This window comes from Haloferax sp. Atlit-48N (assembly GCF_003383015.2).
Lineage (GTDB): Archaea > Halobacteriota > Halobacteria > Halobacteriales > Haloferacaceae > Haloferax > Haloferax volcanii.
Window position 1 is genome coordinate 499704 of the sequence record NZ_CP137689.1, and the last position, 18784, is coordinate 518487.

The window sequence follows — 18784 nt, forward strand, 5'->3', positions numbered from 1 at the left end:
GAATCCTCGTATGGCGACAACATCCGAACCCGGACTCTCCGAGACGCGTATTCACGAGGTACTGAGTAACGACCGCCGTCGGATGGCCATCGAGTACCTCCAAGACGGCGACCTGACGCTCCGCGAACTCTCGGAGCGCATCGCGGAAGCCGAGACCGGGGAGTCGCCGCCCCCGCGGAACATCCGGCAGAGCGCCTACGTCTCGCTGCAACAGACCCACATCCCGAAACTCGCCGAGCTTGACATCGTGAACTACGACGAGGAGTCGAAAGTCGTCTCGCTGGCCGAGGCGGGCGACGTGACGGTCTACATGGAGGTCGTCCCCGAGGGCGAACTCTCGTGGAGCGAGTACTACGCCGCCCTCGCCGCGCTCGGCATCGTCCTCATGATTGCCGTCGCCGTCGGCGTCCCCGTCATCTCGGCCGTCGGCGCGCCCGGTCTCGGCTCGCTCGTCTTCGCCGTCCTCGGCGGCTCCGCGGTCTACCAGCGCTGGACCCAAGAGGACTGACGCGCCTCGTCGCCCGGCTTTTCTGCCGAGCCCTTCGAACTCGACCGGCCGCCCTCCCGTCGGTATCGGTCGGCGGTGAGATTTAGGTCGCAGCCGCCACGATTCGGCGTATGCGCGACGCTCCCGACCCGGCCGGACCGCCGACGGTCTGCGACGACTGCGGCGCGAGACACTCGTTTCGACGGCGGTTCGTCACCGGCGGCGGCTGGCGAACCGTCTACCGGTGTTCGGAGTGCGGTTCCCGCGCGTCGAGCGACGGCGACGGCGACGAGTGACCGAGTGGACCGCGGCGGGTCGGCGTCGCCGCCCGCGACGCTGCGGCGTCAGCAGTAGGTGTCGCGCATCGTCCGCGCGAACAGCCCTTCGCGGTCGAGCGCGATGGCGACGAGGACGAACTCCTCGTCGAGGGGGCGCAGGACGAACACCTCGCGGGGCGCGTCCGGCGCGTCGGTCTCGTCGTCGAGGCGGTCCAAAAGCGGGTCCACGGGGACGACGCCGTCGCCGAACTCGTCGAACAGGTCGCGCGCGCCGGGCTGTTTCGCGAAGACGTAGAGCACGGCGTTGGGGTCGCCGTCGGTCCCGTAGGTGACGCGCGACCCGATGGCCTCGCCGTCGCCGGTCGCCCGCCACGTCTCGCGGGCGGCCTCGAACAGCCCCGTCGCGGCCCCGACGAACCGGAACCGGGTCCGGTCGCGGACCGACAGTTCCTCGAACCGCGGGTCGCCGTCGTCCCAGCGCAGCGTGGCCTCGATTTCGTTGCCGGGTTCGAGCGCCGACACGCGCGCTGCGAGGTCACCGTCGTAGCCCGTTCGCGGGACGTAGGTCGGAGAGTAGGCGTCGTCGGCGTCGGTCTCGACGGCCGGGTCGGTCCAGTCGACGCGCTCGTCGGGGAGTTCGAGCAAGAGGAGTTCGTCTCCGTCGCGCGGACTGCGATAGACCCGAAATCGGCCGGCCGTCGTGACCTCCATGTCCGCGGCTACTGGACGAACGGAAATACGCCTGCCGGTCGCCCGGCGACCGCGGGGGGTCGTCGTCGGTGGGTCGCCGGGGGAGGTCGCCGCCGGCGGGTCGTCGCCCGCGCACCTCGGCGCTCGCTCAGTCGTCGTCGCCGAAGGACGCGACCGCGCCGCGGAGACCGGCGTCGGTGTCGGAGCCCTGTTCCGTGACTCGCCACCCCGACAGCCCCATCGCCACGAGGATGAGCGGCGAGAGGAAGCCGAGGAAGTAGTAGGGCGCGTACTGGAGCGTCGGCACGCCGAGCACGTCGGCCATGTACGCGCCGCCGGTCCCCCACGGGATGAGCGCGCTCGTGGTCGTCCCCGCGGACTCGATGGCCCGCGAGAGGTTCCGGCTTTCGAGGTCGAAGTCGTCGTAGAGGCCGCGGAAGCTCATCCCGGGGACGACGATGCTCATGTACTGGTCGGCCGCGATGGCGTTCATCGCAAGCGACGAAGCGGCCGTCCCGACCGTCAGCGAGGCGACCGAGGTGAGCACCCGCCGGAGGTGGTGTGCGAGGACGGCGATACAGCCGGTCCGTTCGAGAATCCCGCCGAGCGACAGCGACGCGAGGATGACCGTCATCGTCCACGCCGACCCGAGCAGGCCGTCGGAGGCGAGCAGCGAGTCGACCGTCTCGACGCCCGTCGAGGGCGCGGTGCCCGCGAAGGCGACGTTCCACGCGCCGACGAAGGTGTCGACCGCGACGGAGCCTTGGACGAACAGTTGGGTGAACGTCCCGGCGACAACGCCCGCGACGATAGACGGTAAGGCGGGATACCCCCGGAGCGCGAGGACGAACGTCACGACGAGCGGCGCGAACACCAGCGGGGTCACGGCGTACGACCCGGCGATGGCCGCCTGCATCTCCGCGACGCGCCCGGCCGGGATGCTCCCGCTCGCCGTGAGGCCGAGGGCGGCGTAGGCGACGAGCGAGATTGCCAGCGCGATGGCCGTCCCGACGCGCATCGTCCGGACGTGGGTCAGGAGTTCGGTGTTCGTGACGGCGGCCGCGAGGTTCGTCGTGTCGGAAAACGGCGACACCTTGTCGCCGGTGTACGCGCCCGTCAGAACCGCGCCGGCGGTCATCGCGTCGGGCATCCCCAGCCCCGAGCCGATGCCGATGAAGGCGACGCCCAGCGTCGCGGCGGTCGTCCACGACGAGCCGATGGCGAAGGTGACCACGGCCGAAAGCAGCGTCGCCACGGGGAGGAACACCGCCGGCGACAGGAAGTCGAGGCCGTAGTAGATGAGCGCGGGAATCGTCCCCGCGGCGGTCCACGTCGAGATGAGCATGTAGACGACGAGCAGGATGAGAAGCGCCGACAGTCCCATGTTGATACCGTCGCGGATGCCCGCCGAGAGCCGGGTCCACGGCAGCCCCAGCCAGTAGCGACCCACCGCGCCGGTGAGGATGATGCCCCACAGAAGCGGCAACTGCGGGTCGAGCCCGAGCCAGATGACGCCGACGCTCAGGAAGACGAGCATCCCGACGACGGGGACGAGCGCCTGCGCGAGCGACGGCCGCTCGGCCTCCGGGATGTCGTCGTACGTCAGCGGTTCGAACGAGAGTGTTGCCATTACCGAAAGCGGATATCGTCGTGGCGGGTTTGAATCTGACCCTTCGACTGTGACGGAAAATCGTTATCGTCGGTCGGTCGTCCGATTTCGCTGACGGGTCGGCGCGCGACTGCGAGCTACCGCGGGTGACTGCGCGCTACCGCGAGATGCCGTCGCCCTCCTCCGCGACGACGCGCTCGACGTCCTCGGGGGTGACGACGGCGATGTCGCCCTCGACGGTCCGCTTGAACGACGCCGTCGCCGAGGCCCACTCCAGCGACTCGGTCACGCTCCCGCCGTCGAGGTGCTTCGCGAGGAAACCGCCGACGAAGGCGTCGCCGGTGCCGATGGCGTCGTACGTCTCCGCTTCGTAGACGCCCTGTTCGGACACCGCGCCGTCGGACACCGCGAGCGACCCTTCCTCGCCGCGGGTGACGACGACGGTTTCGATGTCGTAGTCATCGGCGAGCCCGCGGGCGACCGACTCGGCGTCGCCGTCGCGCCCGAGGACGGTCGCCGCGTCGCGCTCGGCGGCGAAAAGCAGGTCGACCGAGTCGAGCAGGTCGCGGTAGACTTTGGCCGCCTCGCCGGGCGACCAGAGTTTCGTCCGGTAGTTCAGGTCGAAGGCGGTCGTCGTCCCGGCGTTCTGGGCCGCGTCGAGCACGTCGGCGGTGGTCTCGGAGAGCGTCTCGGAGAGCGCGGGCGTGATGCCGCTCGTGAAACACACCTCGGCGTCGCGGACGGCGTCGAGGTCGAACTCGCCCGTCTCCAGCGTCGTCACGGCCGCGTCGGCGCGGTCGTAGACGACGTTCGTCGGGCGCGGTGACGCCCCGTGTTCGAGGTAGTAGACGCCCTGTCGGGCGTCCGCGTCGTCGGTCCAGACGACGCCGTCGGTGTCGACGCCGTGGCTCCGGAGTTCGCTGACGATTCGCCGGCCGAGCGGCGAGTCCGGGAGCTTCGAGAACCACGCGGCGTCCCGGCCGAGTCGGGCGGCGGCGACGGCGACGTTCGACTCCGCGCCGCCCGCCTGCACTTCGAGTTCGCGGGCGGTTTCGAGTCGCTCGCCACGCGGCGGCGACAGCCGAAGCATCGTCTCGCCGAAGGTCACGAGTGCTGTCATGGACGGCCGTTCGCGGGCGCGATATAAACGTCCGGCGTTGCCGACGAGGTTCGCGCCCGCGGTTGATTCGGTCGCCCTTCCGGCCGGCTCACGCGGCCGTCAGCCGCCGGACGAGATAGATGAACGCGATGGGGATGCTCAAGAACGGAACCGCAATCAGGTAGTAGACGGGCGAGGGAACCCAGTCGCTCTCGCGGGCGAGGTCCAGTCGGTCGGCGTGCAGCGCTAGCGGGCCGACGACCACGGCGGCCACGGTCCCGTAGAGCCGAATCGCCTGCCCGACCGCGTCGGCCCACGGCGGCACGCTCGGTCCCGTCGCCGCGGTGAAGAGATACGAGACGACGAGCACCAGCGGCCCGAAGCAGACGCCCAGAACGACCAGCGGGTTCATCGCCTCCACCGTCTCGGTGCCCGGACTTGAATCCTCGCCGCGGCTATCGGTTCCGAGAATCGGGATCGGTGGCGAGACCAGCGTCACGAGACGGCCGACCCGACTCGACCCGCCCAACGCGACCCCCTCGGACTACTCCTCGCGTCGCCGCCCGCCGTGACCGGGGTAGTCGCGCTCGAAGCGCGAGGCGATTTCGTCGCGGTCGAACTCGACGATGACCGGGCGGCCGTGGGGGCAGGCGTAGGGGTTCTCGCAGTCGTCGAGCGCCGCGAGCAGGTCGAGCACGGAGCCCTCCCGCAGCGACGTGTTGCCCGTAATCGAGGGGTAACACGCGAGGTCCGACAGCAGTTCGTCGGCGACGGCGTCGACGGTCTTCCGGCCGCCGTCGACCTCCTCGCGGACGAACGCCGTCAGCGCGTCGCGGAGCAGTTCGGGGTCGAGCGCGGCGTCGAACACCGCCGGGACGGTGCGCACCGAGACGGTCCGCTCGCCGGTCCGCCCGGCGTGGAAGCCCACCTGCGCCAGCGCCTCGCGGTACTCCTCGAACAGCGCCGCCTCCCGCGCGGTGAGTTCGAGGGCGACCGGCTCGGCCAGCGCCTGCGTCGGCGTGTCGCCTTCGACCTCGCCTCTCAGGCGCTCGTAGTTCACGCGCTCGTCGGCGGCGTGCTGGTCGACGAGCACCAGTCCCTCGCCGGTCTCGGCGACGATGTAGGTGTCCGCGAGTTGGCCGATGATTCGCATCGACGGCAGCGAGTCGAACTCGGGTGAGAGATCCGCCTCCTCGCCGGAGAGGTCGCGCTGGGTCGTCGGCGCGGCGATGCGCGAGGGAGGGCTTCGGGGCGCGTTGTCGTCCGCCCCCGAGTCGGCCGACGACGCCTCGTCCGGTGTCGACCTCGATTCGCTCCCGTCGTCGGTCGAAAGCGACGACTGCTCGGTCGTCTCCGGCCCCGGCGCGAGGTCGTACTCGCGGGGCGGCGTCGGCGGCGCGGACGACGGCACCGAGGTCGGGCCGGACGACTCCGTAGTCTCGGCGGACGCACCGGAGTCGTCGCCGGCAGCGGGGTCGCCGGACCCGACGCCCGAGTGTCGTTCAGTTGCAGGTGTGGTGTCCGTGTCGGCGTCGTCGGTCGCCTCCGGGCCGTCGGTCGCGGTCGAGTCCGCCCGAGCGCCCGATTCGCGGGCCTCCCGCGCCGACTGCACGTCCCGCGCGGACGGGGCGTCGCCATCCTCCGATTCGTCACCCGACTCCGAGTCGGGGACCTCGTGAGGGTCCAGTTGCGCCGCGTCGGCGTCGCCGCTCGACGAACCGGGTTCGATGGCCGCTTCGTCGGCTTTCGACCGGCCTCGCGGGGCCGACGACCGGACGAGGCCGTGGCTTAACAGGGCGTCTTCGACCGCTTCGGTCACCTCGCGTTTGACGCCGGCCTCGTCGTCCCAGCGGACCTCCATCTTCCGCGGGTGGACGTTCACGTCCACGGCGTCGGGCGCGACCTCGACGAACAGCACCGCGAAGGGGTAGCGGTCCGCGTCGAGTTGGCCGCCGTAGGCGTCGAGGACGGCCTCGCGGAGCACGCGGTCGGTGACGTAGCGGTCGTTGACGAACGTCGAGAGGTAGTCGCGGGTGCTCCGGGTCGTCTCGGGGTGGCTCACGAGCCCCGAGACGGAGACGCCGGGTGGGTCGTGGTCCACGGGGACCATCGACTCCGCGACCTCGCGGCCGTACACCGAGAGCACGGTCGACTGGAGGTCGCCGCGGCCCTCGGTGGCGAACACCTCGCGGTCGTCGTGTTCGAGCGAGACGGCCACGTCCGGGTTGGCGAGGGCGTAGTGGGTGACGACCGCGTTGACGTGGTCGAACTCGGTCGCCGTCGTCTTGAGGAACTTCCGGCGGGCGGGCGTGTTGTAAAACAGGTCGTCGACCTCGACGACCGTCCCCTCGGGACAGCCGGCGGGTCGAATCGACTCGACCTCGCCGCCCTCGTACTGCAACTCGGTGCCCACGTCGCCGCCGCGGGGCTTCGACCGGATGGTCAGCCGCGACACCGCGCCGATGGTGTGGAGCGCCTCGCCGCGGAAGCCGAGGGTGCCGACGCCGGCTTCGAGGTCCTCGATGTCGCCGATTTTGCTCGTCGTGTGCTCGCGGACGGCGAGTTCGAGGTCGTCCTCGCTCATGCCGACGCCGTCGTCGCGGATGCGGACGCCCTCAACCCCGCCGGCGTCGACGGCCACGGAGATGCGCGTCGCGTCCGCGTCGAGGCTGTTTTCGAACAGCTCTTTGACGACCGAGGCCGGTCGCTCGACCACCTCGCCGGCGGCGATGCGCTGGATGGTCTTCTCGTCGAGCTGTTTGATGTCGCTCATTCGCCGTCACCGCCGTCGAGTTTCGACTGCCACGCCTGCACCTTCGCCATCAGGTCCAGCGGCGACGTGTCGTTCACGTCGGTCGATTGCAGTTCGTCGAGGACGGCTTCCGTCTCCGGGTCCAGCGCGGGTTCGGACTCGGAGTCGGACCCGGTCCCGGCGCGGTCCGCTTCAGCACTCCCTTCGACGGCCGCGGCCGCGTCCACCGAGCCGTTGCCGGCCGCACCCGTTCCAGTCGCGCCGTTCGCGGGCGCGCCGGAGCCATCCGAATCGTCGCCGTCGCCGCCAGAGTCGCCGGCTTCGGCAACCTTCATCTGGCCGCTCCCCACGTCGAAGACGGCCTGCACGGGCTCCGAGGTGCCGGAGCCCTTCGCCTCGATTGCCTTCTCCTCGCGGAGTCGGTCCAGCACGTCGCCGGCGCGGTCGACCACCGGGCGCGGAACCCCCGCCAAATCTGCGACGTGAATCCCGTAGCTCCGGTCGGTCGGGCCGTCGACGACGGTTCTGAGGAACGTCACGTCGCCGTCGCGCTCGTCGGCCGCGACGTGGACGTTGGCGACGCGGTCGAGGTGGTCCGCGAGGCTCGTCAGTTCGTGGTAGTGCGTGGCGAACAGCGTCTTCGCGCGCACCTCGTTGTGGAGGTACTCGGTGGCCGCCCACGCGATGGAGATGCCGTCGTAGGTCGCGGTTCCGCGGCCCACCTCGTCGAGGATGACGAGCGAGTCCTCGGTGGCCGAGTGGAGGATGTTCGAGAGCTCTTGCATCTCGACCATGAACGTCGAGCGGCCCTGCGCGAGTTCGTCCAGCGCGCCGACGCGGGTGTAGATGCCGTCGACGACGCCGACGGTCGCGGAGCGAGCGGGCACGAAACTGCCGACCTGCGCGAGGAGCGTGATGAGCGCCGCCTGCCGCATGTACGTCGATTTGCCGGACATGTTCGGTCCGGTGACGATGAGGAAGCCGCGCTCGTCGTCCATGCGGAGGTCGTTCGGGACGAAGTCGGTCGTCGTCTCCACGACCGGGTGGCGACCGGCCTCGATGTCGAGCGCTCCGGCCTCGGTGAGTTCGGGGCGCGTCCACCCGTTGCCGGCGGCGTGGGTGGCGAGCGACGCCAGCGCGTCCACTTCGGCGATGGTCCGGCCCACGTCTTGGAGGAGTTCGGCGTGCCGGGCCACGCGCTCGCGGAGGTCCTCGAACAGTTCGTATTCGAGGTCGCCGCGGGCCTCTTCGAGCCGGAGAATCTCGCGTTCTTTCTCCTCTAACTCCTCGGTGACGAAGCGTTTGGAGTTCTTGAGCGTCTTTATCTGCCGGTAGTGGTCCGGCACCTGGTCCGCGACCGACTTGCCGACCTGGATGTAGTAGCCGTCGGTCTTGTTGCGGTCGACGGTGACGTGCGAGAGGCCGTGGTCCCGCTTTTCGCGGTCAGCGAGCGTGTCGAGCCACGACTTTGCCGACTCGTGGCGCTCGATGAGGTCGTCGAGTTCGTCGTCGTAGCCCGTCCGGAACAACCCACCTTGCGTGACCGTCTTCGGCGGGTCCTCGGCGAGCGCGTCGGCGAGGTCCGTCCGGAGGTCGGCCGCGGCGTCTCGGTCGGGCCGCGAGACGACTTCCGCGAGCGGGGAGTCCGCGAGTTCGGTCCCCTCGATGGCGTCGGCGAGGGCGGGAAGCACCGAGAGCGTGTCGCGGACCGAAAGCAGCTCTGACGCGCCGGCGCTCCCGGACGCCGACCGGGAGGCGAGGCGTTCGAGGTCGTACGCCCCGTCGAGCACCTCGCGGACGCGCTCGCGGGCGAGGGCGGCCGACGCGAGCGACTCCACGGCGTCGTGTCGGCGGGCGAGTTCGTCGCGGTCGCGTCGCGGTCGAGTCAGCCACTCGCGGAGGAGGCGGCCGCCGGGCGAGGTGACGGTGTGGTCTATCGTGTCGAACAGCGACCCCGAGCGGTCGCCGTGCATCGTCTCCGTGAGTTCGAGATTGCGCTGGGTGGTCGCGTCGAGTTCGAGCAGGTCCGACGGGTGGTAGACTTGGAGGCGCGTCATCGACCGGAGGACGCCCGCGCCCGTCTCCTCGACGTAGGCGAGGACGCCGCCGGCGGCGCGGGTCGCGAGGTCGGAGTCGAGGCCGACGCTATCGACCGTTGACGCGCCGAACTGCTCGCGGACGGCGTGGCGGGCGCGACCCGGCGCGAACGCCTCGGTGGAGAAAAGCGAGAAGGAAGCGTCGGTGGCCTCGCGCAGCCGCGAGAGCGTCTCGTCGTCGCTCCGCAGTTCCGGGCCGGGGAGGACCTCGACGGGGGCGAAGCGGTAGAGTTCGGCCGCGGCGTCGTCGACGGTCGCGGCCTCGGTGACGAGGAACTGGCCGGTCGTGATGTCGGAGAACGCGAGGCCGACGCCGTCGCCGTCGGTCACGACGGCCGCGAGGAACTGCGCGTCGGCGCGGGAGGTTTCGAGGAGCGTGCCCGGCGTGACGACGCGCTTTACCTCCCGGCGGAGGTCGCCGGACTCGGTTTCGTACTGGTCGGCGACGGCGACCCGGTAGCCGCGCTCGACGAGCGCCTTGAGGTAGGGCGTCAGGTCGTTCAGCGGCACGCCCGCCATCGGGTACGACGACCCGTGCGAGGACTTCTGGGAGACTTTGAGGTCGAGTTCGCGGCCGACCGTCTCGGCGTCGTCGGCGAAGAACTCGTAGAAGTCGCCGCACTGCATGGCGAGCAGGTCGGCGTCGGTCTCCTCTTTCAACGAGAGGAACTGTCCGACGATTCCCTGAGTAGTCATGTCCGCACGTGGGCGGGCCGGCGGATAAAACGCTACGATGCCCCGGCCGACGGGGTCGCCGCCGCCTCGACTCGCGGCGGCCCGACGCGGCGACGCCTCGATGTGGCGTGTGATACCGCGTCCATACTTCGCGTCTAATGTTGGACGATTCTTCCAAAAATACAGCGTCTGATAATCGGCGGCCCAAAATTATATACGGGAGTTGTCTCGGGCAATCTGTGACAGTCAGGCACGATAGACGAACGTTTCTCCGCACGGCCGCCGGCGCGGTGGGGCTCGGCTCGCTGTCCGGGTGCGTAGGAACGTTCGGAACGGAGTCCGGGGAGCCCGTTCGATTCGGGGCGATGTTGCCCGTCAGCGGGTCGCTGGAGCAGGTGGGAACGCACGGCAAGCGCGCCGCCGAGCAGGCGGTCGAGGACATCAACGGGGCGGGCGGCGTGCTCGGCCGGCCGGTCGAACTGACCGCCGTGGACACGGAGGGGTCCGCGTCGGTCGCGACCGACCGCTACGCCTCGCTGGCCGACGCGGGCGTCGTCGGCTTCGTCGGCGGCCTCGTCAGCGACGTGTCGCTCGCGCTCGCTCCGAAGGCGGCCGACGACGCCGTCATGGAGATGTCGCCGGCGAGCACGAACCCCCGGCTCTCGGACGCCGGGCGGGCCGACGGCCGGAAGTTCTTCGGCCGGACCGTCCCGAGCGACAGCCTCCAGGCGACCGCGATGGCGAAGATTCTCGACGCGCCGCAGTACGCCGACGCCGACCGGGTCGCCCTCCTCACCGTCGACGGGGCCTTCGGCTCCGACCTCGGCACCGCGCTCGGCGACCAACTCGACGCGGAAGTCGTCACCGAGGTCAGCTACGACCCGAGCGCGGAGGCCTTCGGCGGCGTCATAGACGAGGTGTTCGCTGACTCGCCCGACGCGGTCGGCTTCGTCAGCGTCCCCGGACAGGAACGGGGCGTCCTCGACGCCTACGGCGCGTCCGACCACGAGGCCCCCTGGGTCTTCTCGGCGGGCCTGTTCGACGGCGAGATTCCGCCCTACTACGAGGGGTTTTACAGCGCCTCGCTGTCGTCGGTTCGGACCGACGGCTACTTCCATCTCACCCAGCGGCTCTCCGACATCGCGCCGCTCCAGCCCTACGCGGCGAACGCCTACGACGCCCTGTTCCTCATGGCGACGGCGGCGGAGTACGCCGGTGAGGCGTCGGGGCCGGCCATCGCCGACGCTCTCCAGACCGTCTCGGGCGGGACCGGCCACACCGTCTCCGTCGGCGAGTTCGACCGGGTTCGGACCCTCGTCGACGCCGGCCGCGAACTGAACTATCAGGGCGCGTCGAGCGGGGTCGACCTCACGGAAGCGCTCGAACCGCTGAGTTCGTACCTCGTCGAGCGCGTCCGCAACGGCTCGGTCGAGCAGGTCGAACTCCTCCAGCGCCAGTTCTTCGAGTCCGGAGGCGGACGATGAACCCGTTTTCGCGGCTGACGAGCCTGCTCGAACGGGCGCTTCCGAACGTGATTCGCCGGCGCTACGCGGCGAAGTTCGGCGTCGTGCTCCTCCTCATCGCGGTCGTCATGGGCGGCGCGGGCGCGTACATCCACTTCGACACGAAGTCGGTCGTCGAGTCGCAGACCGAATCGCAGATTCGCGGCGCGGCGTCGACGGAGGCCAAGTCGGTCTCCGACTGGGTGACATCGAAGGAGTCGACCGTCTCGTTCCTCGCTGAATCGCTCGCCGACCAGCCGGCGGGCACCTCGGCGGCCGACCACCAGCGGTGGCTCGAAGGGAAGCTCATCCAGCTCTCCGGCGACGTTCGCTCGCTCCACTACGTCGACGCCGACACCGGCGCGGTCGTCGCCAGCACGACCGACAGCGCGACCGGGCAGTCGCTCGACTCGCTGTCCGCGCCGTGGACCGACGACGCCGCGGCGCTGGCGTCGGGCCGGTCCGTGACCGTCTCCGCGCCCTACGAATCCGGCGGCGAGCCGGTCGTCGCGTTCGCCGCGCCCGTCTCCGGGGCCGACGGCGCGGTCGTCCTGACGGCGTCGCTCGAAGCCGGCTCCCACCAGTTCGAGTCGCCCTACGCGACCGGTGACACCAAGGTCGTCACCGAGTCCGGAACCATCCTGTTCGACAACCGCAAGGCGTCCATCCTCGACGAGTACGCGGCCGCCGACGGCTCGTCAATCGAGGCCATCGACGCCGCGATGTCGGGGCAGACCGGCTACGAGGTCGTCTCCGCCCGCACGGGCATGGAGCCCGGCGAGTACGCGATGGCGTACGCGCCCATCACCGGCACCGACTGGGTGGTCACCTACCACGTCCCGGCCGAGCGGGCGTTCGCGCTCCAGTCGCACGTGACGACGAACGTGATGTTCCTCGTCGCGTTCGCCGTCGGCGCGCTGTTCCTCGTCGGGGCGACCATCGGTCGCGGCACCGCGCGGTCCCTCTCGGTCGTCGCCCGCAACGCAGACGACATCGCCAACGGCGAGGTCGACGGCGACCTCCCGAACACCGCCCGCATCGACGAGATGGGCCGGCTGTACGACTCCTTCGAGTCGATGCAGGCGTACCTGACGACCGTCGCCGGGCAGGCCGAGGCGCTCGCGGACAAGCGCTTCGACGACCCCGTCCTCGACGAGGATATTCCGGGGTCGTTCGGCGAGTCGATGGGGCAGACGCACACGGAACTGGAGGCCCTCATCACCGAACTCGAAGCGACGGCCGCCGAGTTCAGCGAGACGATGGCGGACGCCGCCGACGGCGACCTCACGCGCCGGATGTCCGAGGACGCCGACAACGACGCGATGAACGAGATGGCGCGGTCGTTCAACGACATGGCCGACGAACTCGAAGCGACCGTCGCGGAGGTCGTCGAGTTCGCCGAGACCGTCGCCGCGGCCAGCCAGGAAGTCACCGCGAGTTCTCAGGAGATAGAGCGCGCGAGCCGGCAGGTCAGCGAGTCCACGCAGGTCATGGCCGAGGGCGCGCACGAACAGCGCGAGAACCTCCGGCAGACGACGAGCGAGACGAGCAACCTCTCTGCGACCATCGAGGAGGTCGCCTCCTCGGCGAGCGAACTCGAACGCACGGCCCAACACACCCTCGAAGCGAGCGAGGACGGCCACGAGGCGGCCGCCAACGCCATCGACACCATCGAGACCGTCGAGACGCAGACCCGCCGGACGGTCGACCGCATCGAGGACCTCGAAGGCGACATGGCCGAAATCGGTGACATCGTCGAACTCATCACCGACATCGCCGAACAGACGAACATCCTCGCGCTCAACGCGAACATCGAGGCCGCCCGCGCGGGCGAGGCCGGCGAGGGCTTCTCGGTCGTCGCCAACGAGGTCAAGGAGCTCGCCGGCGAGACCAAGGCCTCCGCCGAGGAAATCGAGGCGACCATCGAGGAGGTCCAAGCGAAGTCCGCGGCGTCCGTCTCCGAGATGCGCGAGACGCGCGACGCCGTCGACTCCGGCGTCGACGCGGTCCAGACCGCCCGCGACTCGCTCGACACCATCGTCGAGAACGTCCGCGAGACGACCGACGGCGTCGACGAAATCAGCCGGACCACCGACGAGCAGGCCGCCTCGACCGAGGAGGTCGCGTCGATGATGGACCGCGTCTCGGATATCAGTGACGAGACCGCCGAGCGAGCCGAATCGGTCGCGGCCGCGGCCGAGGAACAGACCGCCTCGCTCAGCGAGGTTTCCGACGGCGCGGACCGCCTCGCCACACAGTCCGAGCGGCTGATGTCGCTCGTCTCCGAGTTCACCGTCGACCACGACGCCGCGGACCGCGACGGTGCGCGCACCGGCGCTGACACCACTCCGTCCGCCGAACTCGACGCGCCGACGACCGACGGCGGCCTCGACGGCGACGGACCCGATGACGATGGCATCGACGACGACGGCCCCGACCGCTCTGCCGACGACCGTTCCGACCGACTCGACTGACGCCGCGACCCGCCGCCGAAGCGCGGCCTCGCGGCCGTCCGAACCGTCGGTTCCCGATTCGGCCCTCCCGCGCGACCACCGTTTTTCTCGACTGTTTCGCGTCCCGCAGCCGGCTGTCGGCTGTGACCGTTTTCGTACCACCTCAGTCTCACAGTTGATAATCCGGAGCGTAGCGTTATACCGGCAATCTGCGTGAGGGGAGATATATGGACCTGCTTTCGCGACTCGCGGCGCTGGTCCCGGGGGTCGGGGCTCGGACGCGGACCGACGGCGGCGCACAGGCTGACGAACGAGGGACGGTCGCGGCGGCGGCCGAGCAGTTGCACGCCGGTGCCCTGCTCGACGGCGTGGGGACGCCGGTGTTCGTCCTCGACGCCGACGGGCGGGTCATCGCGTGGAACGACCCGATTACGACGCTCACGGGCGTTCCCGCGGCGGAGGCGCTCGGGTCGGAGCACGTGAGCGAACTGTTCTACCCGGACGGCCGGCGGGCGAAGACGCTCGCCGACAAGGTGCTCGACGACCCGCGGAGCGCCGACGAGGTCCACGGCCTCGACGTGGTCGACGAGGCCAGTCGGCTCTACCGCGACGCCAGCACGATGACGGACCGACACGGCGCGGAGCGCCACATCGCCTTCACCGCCCAACCGCTGTTCGAGGGCGACGAACTGGTCGGCGTCGTCGAGGCGGTCCACGACCGGACCGACGCGGTGGAGAAACAGCGGGCGTCCGAGGCGCTCGTCGAGGAGGTATCGACCACCATCGGGAGCCTCACCGCCGGCGACCTCTCGGCCCGGGCGTCGTTCACGGACGACCGCGGCGTCCTCGAAGACGAGACGCTGGCGGTCGTCTCGGACCTCAACGAGATGGCGACCCGGTTCGACCGCCTCGCCAGCGAGGTCGACGCTACGACCGCCGACCTCGGCGGGGCGATTCAGCGGGCCGCGACCGCCGCGACCGACATCGAATCGCAGGTCACGGAGCAGGCGGACCTCCTGTCGACGGGCGCGGAGGAGATGCAGGAGCTTTCGGCCAGCATGGAGGAGATAGCGGCCACCTCCGACGAGGTCGCCTCGGCAGCGAACCAGGCCCGCGCGGCCGCCGAGAACGGCCACGAGGCCGGCCAGAGCATCCGGTCCGCGACCGACCAGGTCATCGACATCTCCGACGAACTGCTCGACAGCGTGACCGAACTCCAACAGCGCATGGTCGTCATCGAGGAGGTCGTCGAGGTCATCGCGGAGGTCGCAGACCGGACGAACCTGCTCGCGCTCAACGCGAACATCGAGGCCGCCCGCGCCGGCGAGGCCGGCGAGGGCTTCTCCGTCGTCGCCGACGAGGTCAAACAGCTCGCGAACCAGACCCACGAGCACACCGAAGAAATCGCGGACAGCATCACCGAGATTCAGGAACAGGCCGACGAGACGGTGCTGGCCTCCGAGCAGTCGCACGAGCAGATTCAGGTCGCCTCCGGCGAAATCGAGGACGTGCTCGCCTCGCTTTCCGAAATCGCCGACGCCGCGGATTCCGCGGCCAACGGCATCACCGAGGTCGCTCGCGCGACCGACTCGCAGGCGACGAACATCGAGGAGGTCACGAGTACGATTCAGATGGCCCAAGAGCACGCGACCGCCGCCGAGGCGTCGACGACCGACATCACCGACGCGACCGCCGACCAGACGGTCGCCCTCGACGCGCTCGCTGACCGGGTGGACGCCCTCGTCGGCGGCGACGCGACGGCGGTCGAGGAACTGGACGCGATGGACTTCGACGACGCGGCCGGCAGCGCGGACGCCGACGCGGATGCCGACTCGGTTCGCGCGGCGACCGACGGCGGGTCGGACGACGAGTTCGGCGGGTTCCAGTTCGACCGGTAGCGCACCCGCCGAGTCGGTCACGGGTCGGAGTCCGCGTTTCGTTCCGCGGCCGTCTCTCCGCACTCCGGCACAACGGGTATCCGTGTCGGATTCGTCGGCCAGCACGCTGCGGGTTCTCATCGCCGTCGAAATCATCATCCAACAGATACTTGGTCGATAGCGGAACTCGGTTAGAACGATGTCCGAGTCGAATCTCTCTGGTCGTGTCGCCCTCGTGACGGGAAGCAGCCGCGGTATCGGCGCTGAAACGGCGAAATTGCTCGCTGACCGCGGCGCGAAGGTCGTTATCAACTATCGCGCTAGTGAGACGGAGGCCCACGCGGTGGCCGACGAAATCCGCGACGCCGGCGGTGAGGCGCTCGTCGCGCAGGCCGACGTGACAGACGCGTCCGCGGTCGAGCAGATGGTCGAGGGGGTCATCGACCGCTGGGGGCGAATCGACGTGCTCGTCAACAACGCGAACATGCCGTTCGCGACGAAATCGTTCGAGTCGATGACGTGGGACGAGTTCTCGTCGAAACTCGACGCCGAACTCAAAGCCGCGTTCACCGTCTCGAAAGCGGTGTTGCCGCAGATGGTCGAACAGGAGTACGGCCGCGCGATATACGTCTCCAGCGGCGCCGGACAGAGTCCCTCGCCGGGGTTCATCGCTCACGGCACGGCCAAGAGCGGCCTCGACGCGTTCGCCAAGTACATCGCCCAGGAGTACGGCCCCCACGACATCACCGCGAACGTCGTGGCGCCGGGACTGGTCGAGACCGACGCCACGGCGGGTCACATCGACGACGTACGCGACCAGGTCGCGTCCCAAACCCCGCTGAACCGGGTGGCGCAGCCCGAGGACGTGGCACACGCGATTGCCTCGCTCGCCGGCGAGGGCGCTCAGTTCGTGACCGGGACCTACACGCCCGTCAACGGCGGTAGCGAGATGGAATAACGGAGCCGAACCGCGCTTTTCTCAGTCGAGGCTGATTGCGCAGCTCTCGACGTAGTCGATGTCCTCGATGGAGTCGACCCCGCCCTCGCCGCAGACGGGGCAGTCCGGGTTCGTCCGATACGGGACCGTCTCGAACGTCATGTCCATCGCGTCGTAAAACAGCAGTCGCCCGTCGAGCGCCTCGCCCTCGTCCAGCAGGAGTTTCATCGCCTCCGTCGCCTGAATACAGCCGACCGTGCCGGGGAGGACGCCGAGGACGCCGGTCGTCGCGCAGTCGGGGACCGTCCCCGGCTCGGGCGCTTCGGGGAACAGACACCGATAGCACGGCCCCTCGGGGACGAGCGTCGTCGCCTGCCCCTCGAACTTGTATATCGCGCCGTGGACCAGCGGGATTCCCTCGAAGCGACAGACGTCGTTGAGCAGGTAGCGCGTCGGGAAGTTGTCCGAGGCGTCGACCACCACGTCCGCGCCCGCGACGACCTCGTGGACGTTCGACTTGTCCACGCGGGCTTCGACCGGTTCGACCGACACGTCGGGGTTGAGCCCGCGGACGAACGCGGCGGCGCTCTCGGCTTTCGGCGTCCCCACGTCGTCGTCGCGGTGGACGACCTGCCGCTGGAGGTTGCTCCGCTCGACCACGTCGTCGTCGACCACGACGAGTTCGCCGACGCCGACCGCCGCGAGGTACTGGATGGCCGGCGCGCCCAACCCGCCCGCGCCGACGACGACGACGCGCGACGAGAGCAGTCGCCCTTGGCCCTCCGGGCCGACCTCGTCCATGATGATGTGCCGCGAGTAGCGGTCCAACTGGGTGGCGTCGAGTGAGAGCGTCATATCCCGAGGTTGGCGTCGCCCCCGAATAAAGCCGCGGCACGGGCGCGCCCCTCTCTCCGACCCCCGAACCGTCGCCGCCGGCGACGACATCGCCGGAAGCGACGCGCCTTTGGCGCTCCGCCCGTTCACGTCGGGTATGGTCGCCGAGACGACGCCCGACGAACTACGCGAGAAACTGGCCGACGACGACGAGCTCGCCGTCGTCGATATCCGAGACCCCTCGTCGTACACGTCCGGCCACATCCCCGATTCGGAGAACCTCCCGGCTGCGACGCTCGGCCCCGAGGTGTTCGACCGCGAGTGGCCCGCCGAGGTGGTCGTCTCGTGTTACGTCGGCAAGAGTTCGAAACAGGTCGCCTCGGTGCTGGACAGCAACGTCGACGCCGACGTGTCCAGCCTCCGCGGCGGCTTCGACGCGTGGGACGGCGCGGTCGAAGACGGCACCGAGAGCGAGGGCGAGGCGGACCTCGGTCCCACGTCGCCGTTCTGAGTCACTTCTGCGGACGCTTTTCGACAGCCTGCAAGCGACGCCCGCGCCTACTCACCGGGAACCGTGACGGGCGACCCGCGACGCCGGTTTCGGTTTCGAAGATAGAAGACGAAGACCGCGAGGCCGCCGAGCACCGGCAGGAGGACGAACGCGACGAAGAACCCGACGGCCCACATGTCCGCCGTCTCCATCGCGCGGCGCTTCGCGTCCCGGTATATCCACGCCGCTCCGAGGACCGCGGCGGCGACGAGTAGCGGCCCGCTGAGTTCGATACTGACCATGGGGTCGATTCGATGGTCCGGCCCCGTCCCGATAAGGATGGATGCTTCGAGACAGAGCCGCGGCTCGATGGTGGATAAAGAGAGAAATCGGCGCGGTGCGCGGGGCGTTACTTGCCGCGGCCGTTGCCGGCGCGGATGGAGGGACGGTTGTGTTCCGTGCCCTTGCCGCGGTTCTGGAGACCGCGGTTCTTCTTGCCCGCGTTGGTGAGACCGCGGAAGGCGCGGCCCTCGTGGGTGTCGTCGCAGATCCAGTTGAGGTCGTCGTCGTTCTGGATGGCCGGGTGCTCGGGGTCGACGAGGATGACTTCCTGCCACTTCTGGGAGCCGTCCTGTCCGACGCCGTAGGAGTTCAGCACGCGCAGGTTGGGGTGCTTGCGGGAGGCGCGCTCCTCCGCGATGCGCGGGATGGACTTGCGGCGGCCGATGCGGTTGACGCCCTGGCGCTTCGTGCGGCGGCCGGCCTTGTGGCGCTGTTTGCGCGCGCCGCCCTTGCGGACGGAGACGCGGACCACGATGATGCCCTGCTTGGCCTTGTAGCCGAGCTCACGGGCCTTGTCGAGGCGGGTGGGGCGCTCGATGCGCTCGATAGCGCCCTGGTTGCGCCACTCCTGTTTTCGCTGCCACTGGAGTTCGGCCAGCTTGCCTTCCTTCGGGGTCTTCCACGCTTCCTTGATGTGGGAATAGAAGCTTCGTGCCATTGTGT

General features: G+C 69.7%; 16 protein-coding genes. 7 read left to right on the forward strand and 9 right to left on the reverse strand.

Features of this window, described 5'->3' with window-relative positions; genetic code table 11:
* The first annotated feature begins 10 nt into the window (after positions 1-10).
* Together DEQ67_RS02835 and DEQ67_RS02840 are read left to right on the forward strand one after the other, a co-directional pair.
* Positions 11-508: a DUF7344 domain-containing protein gene (locus DEQ67_RS02835; RefSeq protein ID WP_004065228.1), complete on the forward strand. Its 498-nt coding sequence runs from the start codon at positions 11-13 to the stop codon at positions 506-508.
* A gap of 110 nt (positions 509-618) precedes the next feature.
* Complete coding sequence (locus tag DEQ67_RS02840) at positions 619-783, forward strand: hypothetical protein (RefSeq protein ID WP_004044385.1); 165 nt, start codon at positions 619-621, stop codon at positions 781-783.
* Between the two features lie 48 nt (positions 784-831).
* Here the strand turns inward: DEQ67_RS02840 and DEQ67_RS02845 are convergent, their stop codons facing one another.
* From DEQ67_RS02845 to mutS, 6 genes are all read right to left on the reverse strand, one after another.
* Positions 832-1476 (reverse strand): DUF6663 family protein, encoded by a 645-nt coding sequence (locus tag DEQ67_RS02845; RefSeq protein ID WP_115802177.1) that lies wholly within the window; start codon positions 1474-1476, stop codon positions 832-834.
* A 127-nt stretch (positions 1477-1603) separates the two neighbouring features.
* The gene (locus tag DEQ67_RS02850; protein WP_115860424.1) at positions 1604-3085 is read right to left on the reverse strand and encodes a Na+/H+ antiporter NhaC family protein; all 1482 of its coding nucleotides are present in this window, start codon (positions 3083-3085) and stop codon (positions 1604-1606) included.
* Between the two features lie 136 nt (positions 3086-3221).
* The gene (kdgK1, locus tag DEQ67_RS02855; protein ID WP_115891372.1) at positions 3222-4184 is read right to left on the reverse strand and encodes a bifunctional 2-dehydro-3-deoxygluconokinase/2-dehydro-3-deoxygalactonokinase; all 963 of its coding nucleotides are present in this window, start codon (positions 4182-4184) and stop codon (positions 3222-3224) included.
* Between the two features lie 88 nt (positions 4185-4272).
* Positions 4273-4575, reverse strand: a complete 303-nt coding sequence (locus DEQ67_RS02860; protein ID WP_115802712.1) for a hypothetical protein — start codon at positions 4573-4575, stop codon at positions 4273-4275.
* Positions 4576-4707: 132 nt separating this feature from the next.
* On the reverse strand, positions 4708-6936 hold the full coding sequence (mutL, locus tag DEQ67_RS02865) for a DNA mismatch repair endonuclease MutL (RefSeq protein ID WP_115860420.1): 2229 nt from the start codon (positions 6934-6936) through the stop codon (positions 4708-4710).
* Positions 6933-9707: a DNA mismatch repair protein MutS gene (gene mutS, locus DEQ67_RS02870; protein ID WP_115891371.1), complete on the reverse strand. Its 2775-nt coding sequence runs from the start codon at positions 9705-9707 to the stop codon at positions 6933-6935. Before mutS ends, mutL begins: the two co-directional genes overlap by 4 nt.
* A gap of 284 nt (positions 9708-9991) precedes the next feature.
* Here mutS and DEQ67_RS02875 point away from each other — a divergent pair, with 284 nt between their 5' ends.
* From DEQ67_RS02875 to DEQ67_RS02890, 4 genes are all read left to right on the forward strand, one after another.
* Positions 9992-11170 (forward strand): ABC transporter substrate-binding protein, encoded by a 1179-nt coding sequence (locus DEQ67_RS02875; protein WP_206043113.1) that lies wholly within the window; start codon positions 9992-9994, stop codon positions 11168-11170.
* Positions 11167-13662 (forward strand): methyl-accepting chemotaxis protein, encoded by a 2496-nt coding sequence (locus DEQ67_RS02880; RefSeq protein WP_006600686.1) that lies wholly within the window; start codon positions 11167-11169, stop codon positions 13660-13662. The genes DEQ67_RS02875 and DEQ67_RS02880 overlap by 4 nt, the downstream gene beginning before the upstream one ends.
* Before the next feature lie 206 nt (positions 13663-13868).
* Positions 13869-15539 (forward strand): methyl-accepting chemotaxis protein, encoded by a 1671-nt coding sequence (locus DEQ67_RS02885; protein ID WP_115860417.1) that lies wholly within the window; start codon positions 13869-13871, stop codon positions 15537-15539.
* 214 nt (positions 15540-15753) lie between these two features.
* Complete coding sequence (locus DEQ67_RS02890) at positions 15754-16476, forward strand: SDR family NAD(P)-dependent oxidoreductase (protein WP_233505991.1); 723 nt, start codon at positions 15754-15756, stop codon at positions 16474-16476.
* A 21-nt stretch (positions 16477-16497) separates the two neighbouring features.
* Here DEQ67_RS02890 and ubaA read toward each other — a convergent pair whose 3' ends face one another.
* Entirely contained in the window at positions 16498-17310 is an 813-nt protein-coding gene (gene ubaA, locus DEQ67_RS02895; protein WP_115860416.1) for an SAMP-activating enzyme E1, read from the reverse strand.
* A gap of 136 nt (positions 17311-17446) precedes the next feature.
* On the opposite strand from ubaA, the gene DEQ67_RS02900 reads away from it, so the two are divergent.
* Complete coding sequence (locus DEQ67_RS02900) at positions 17447-17800, forward strand: rhodanese-like domain-containing protein (RefSeq protein ID WP_115860414.1); 354 nt, start codon at positions 17447-17449, stop codon at positions 17798-17800.
* Between the two features lie 47 nt (positions 17801-17847).
* Here DEQ67_RS02900 and DEQ67_RS02905 read toward each other — a convergent pair whose 3' ends face one another.
* Both DEQ67_RS02905 and DEQ67_RS02910 read right to left on the reverse strand, forming a co-directional pair.
* Entirely contained in the window at positions 17848-18081 is a 234-nt protein-coding gene (locus tag DEQ67_RS02905) for a hypothetical protein (RefSeq protein ID WP_115860412.1), read from the reverse strand.
* A 107-nt stretch (positions 18082-18188) separates the two neighbouring features.
* Positions 18189-18779 carry a 50S ribosomal protein L15e gene (locus DEQ67_RS02910; protein ID WP_004044372.1) on the reverse strand — a complete coding sequence of 197 codons (591 nt, stop codon included), beginning with the start codon at positions 18777-18779 and terminating at the stop codon, positions 18189-18191.
* Positions 18780-18784: the final 5 nt, after the last annotated feature.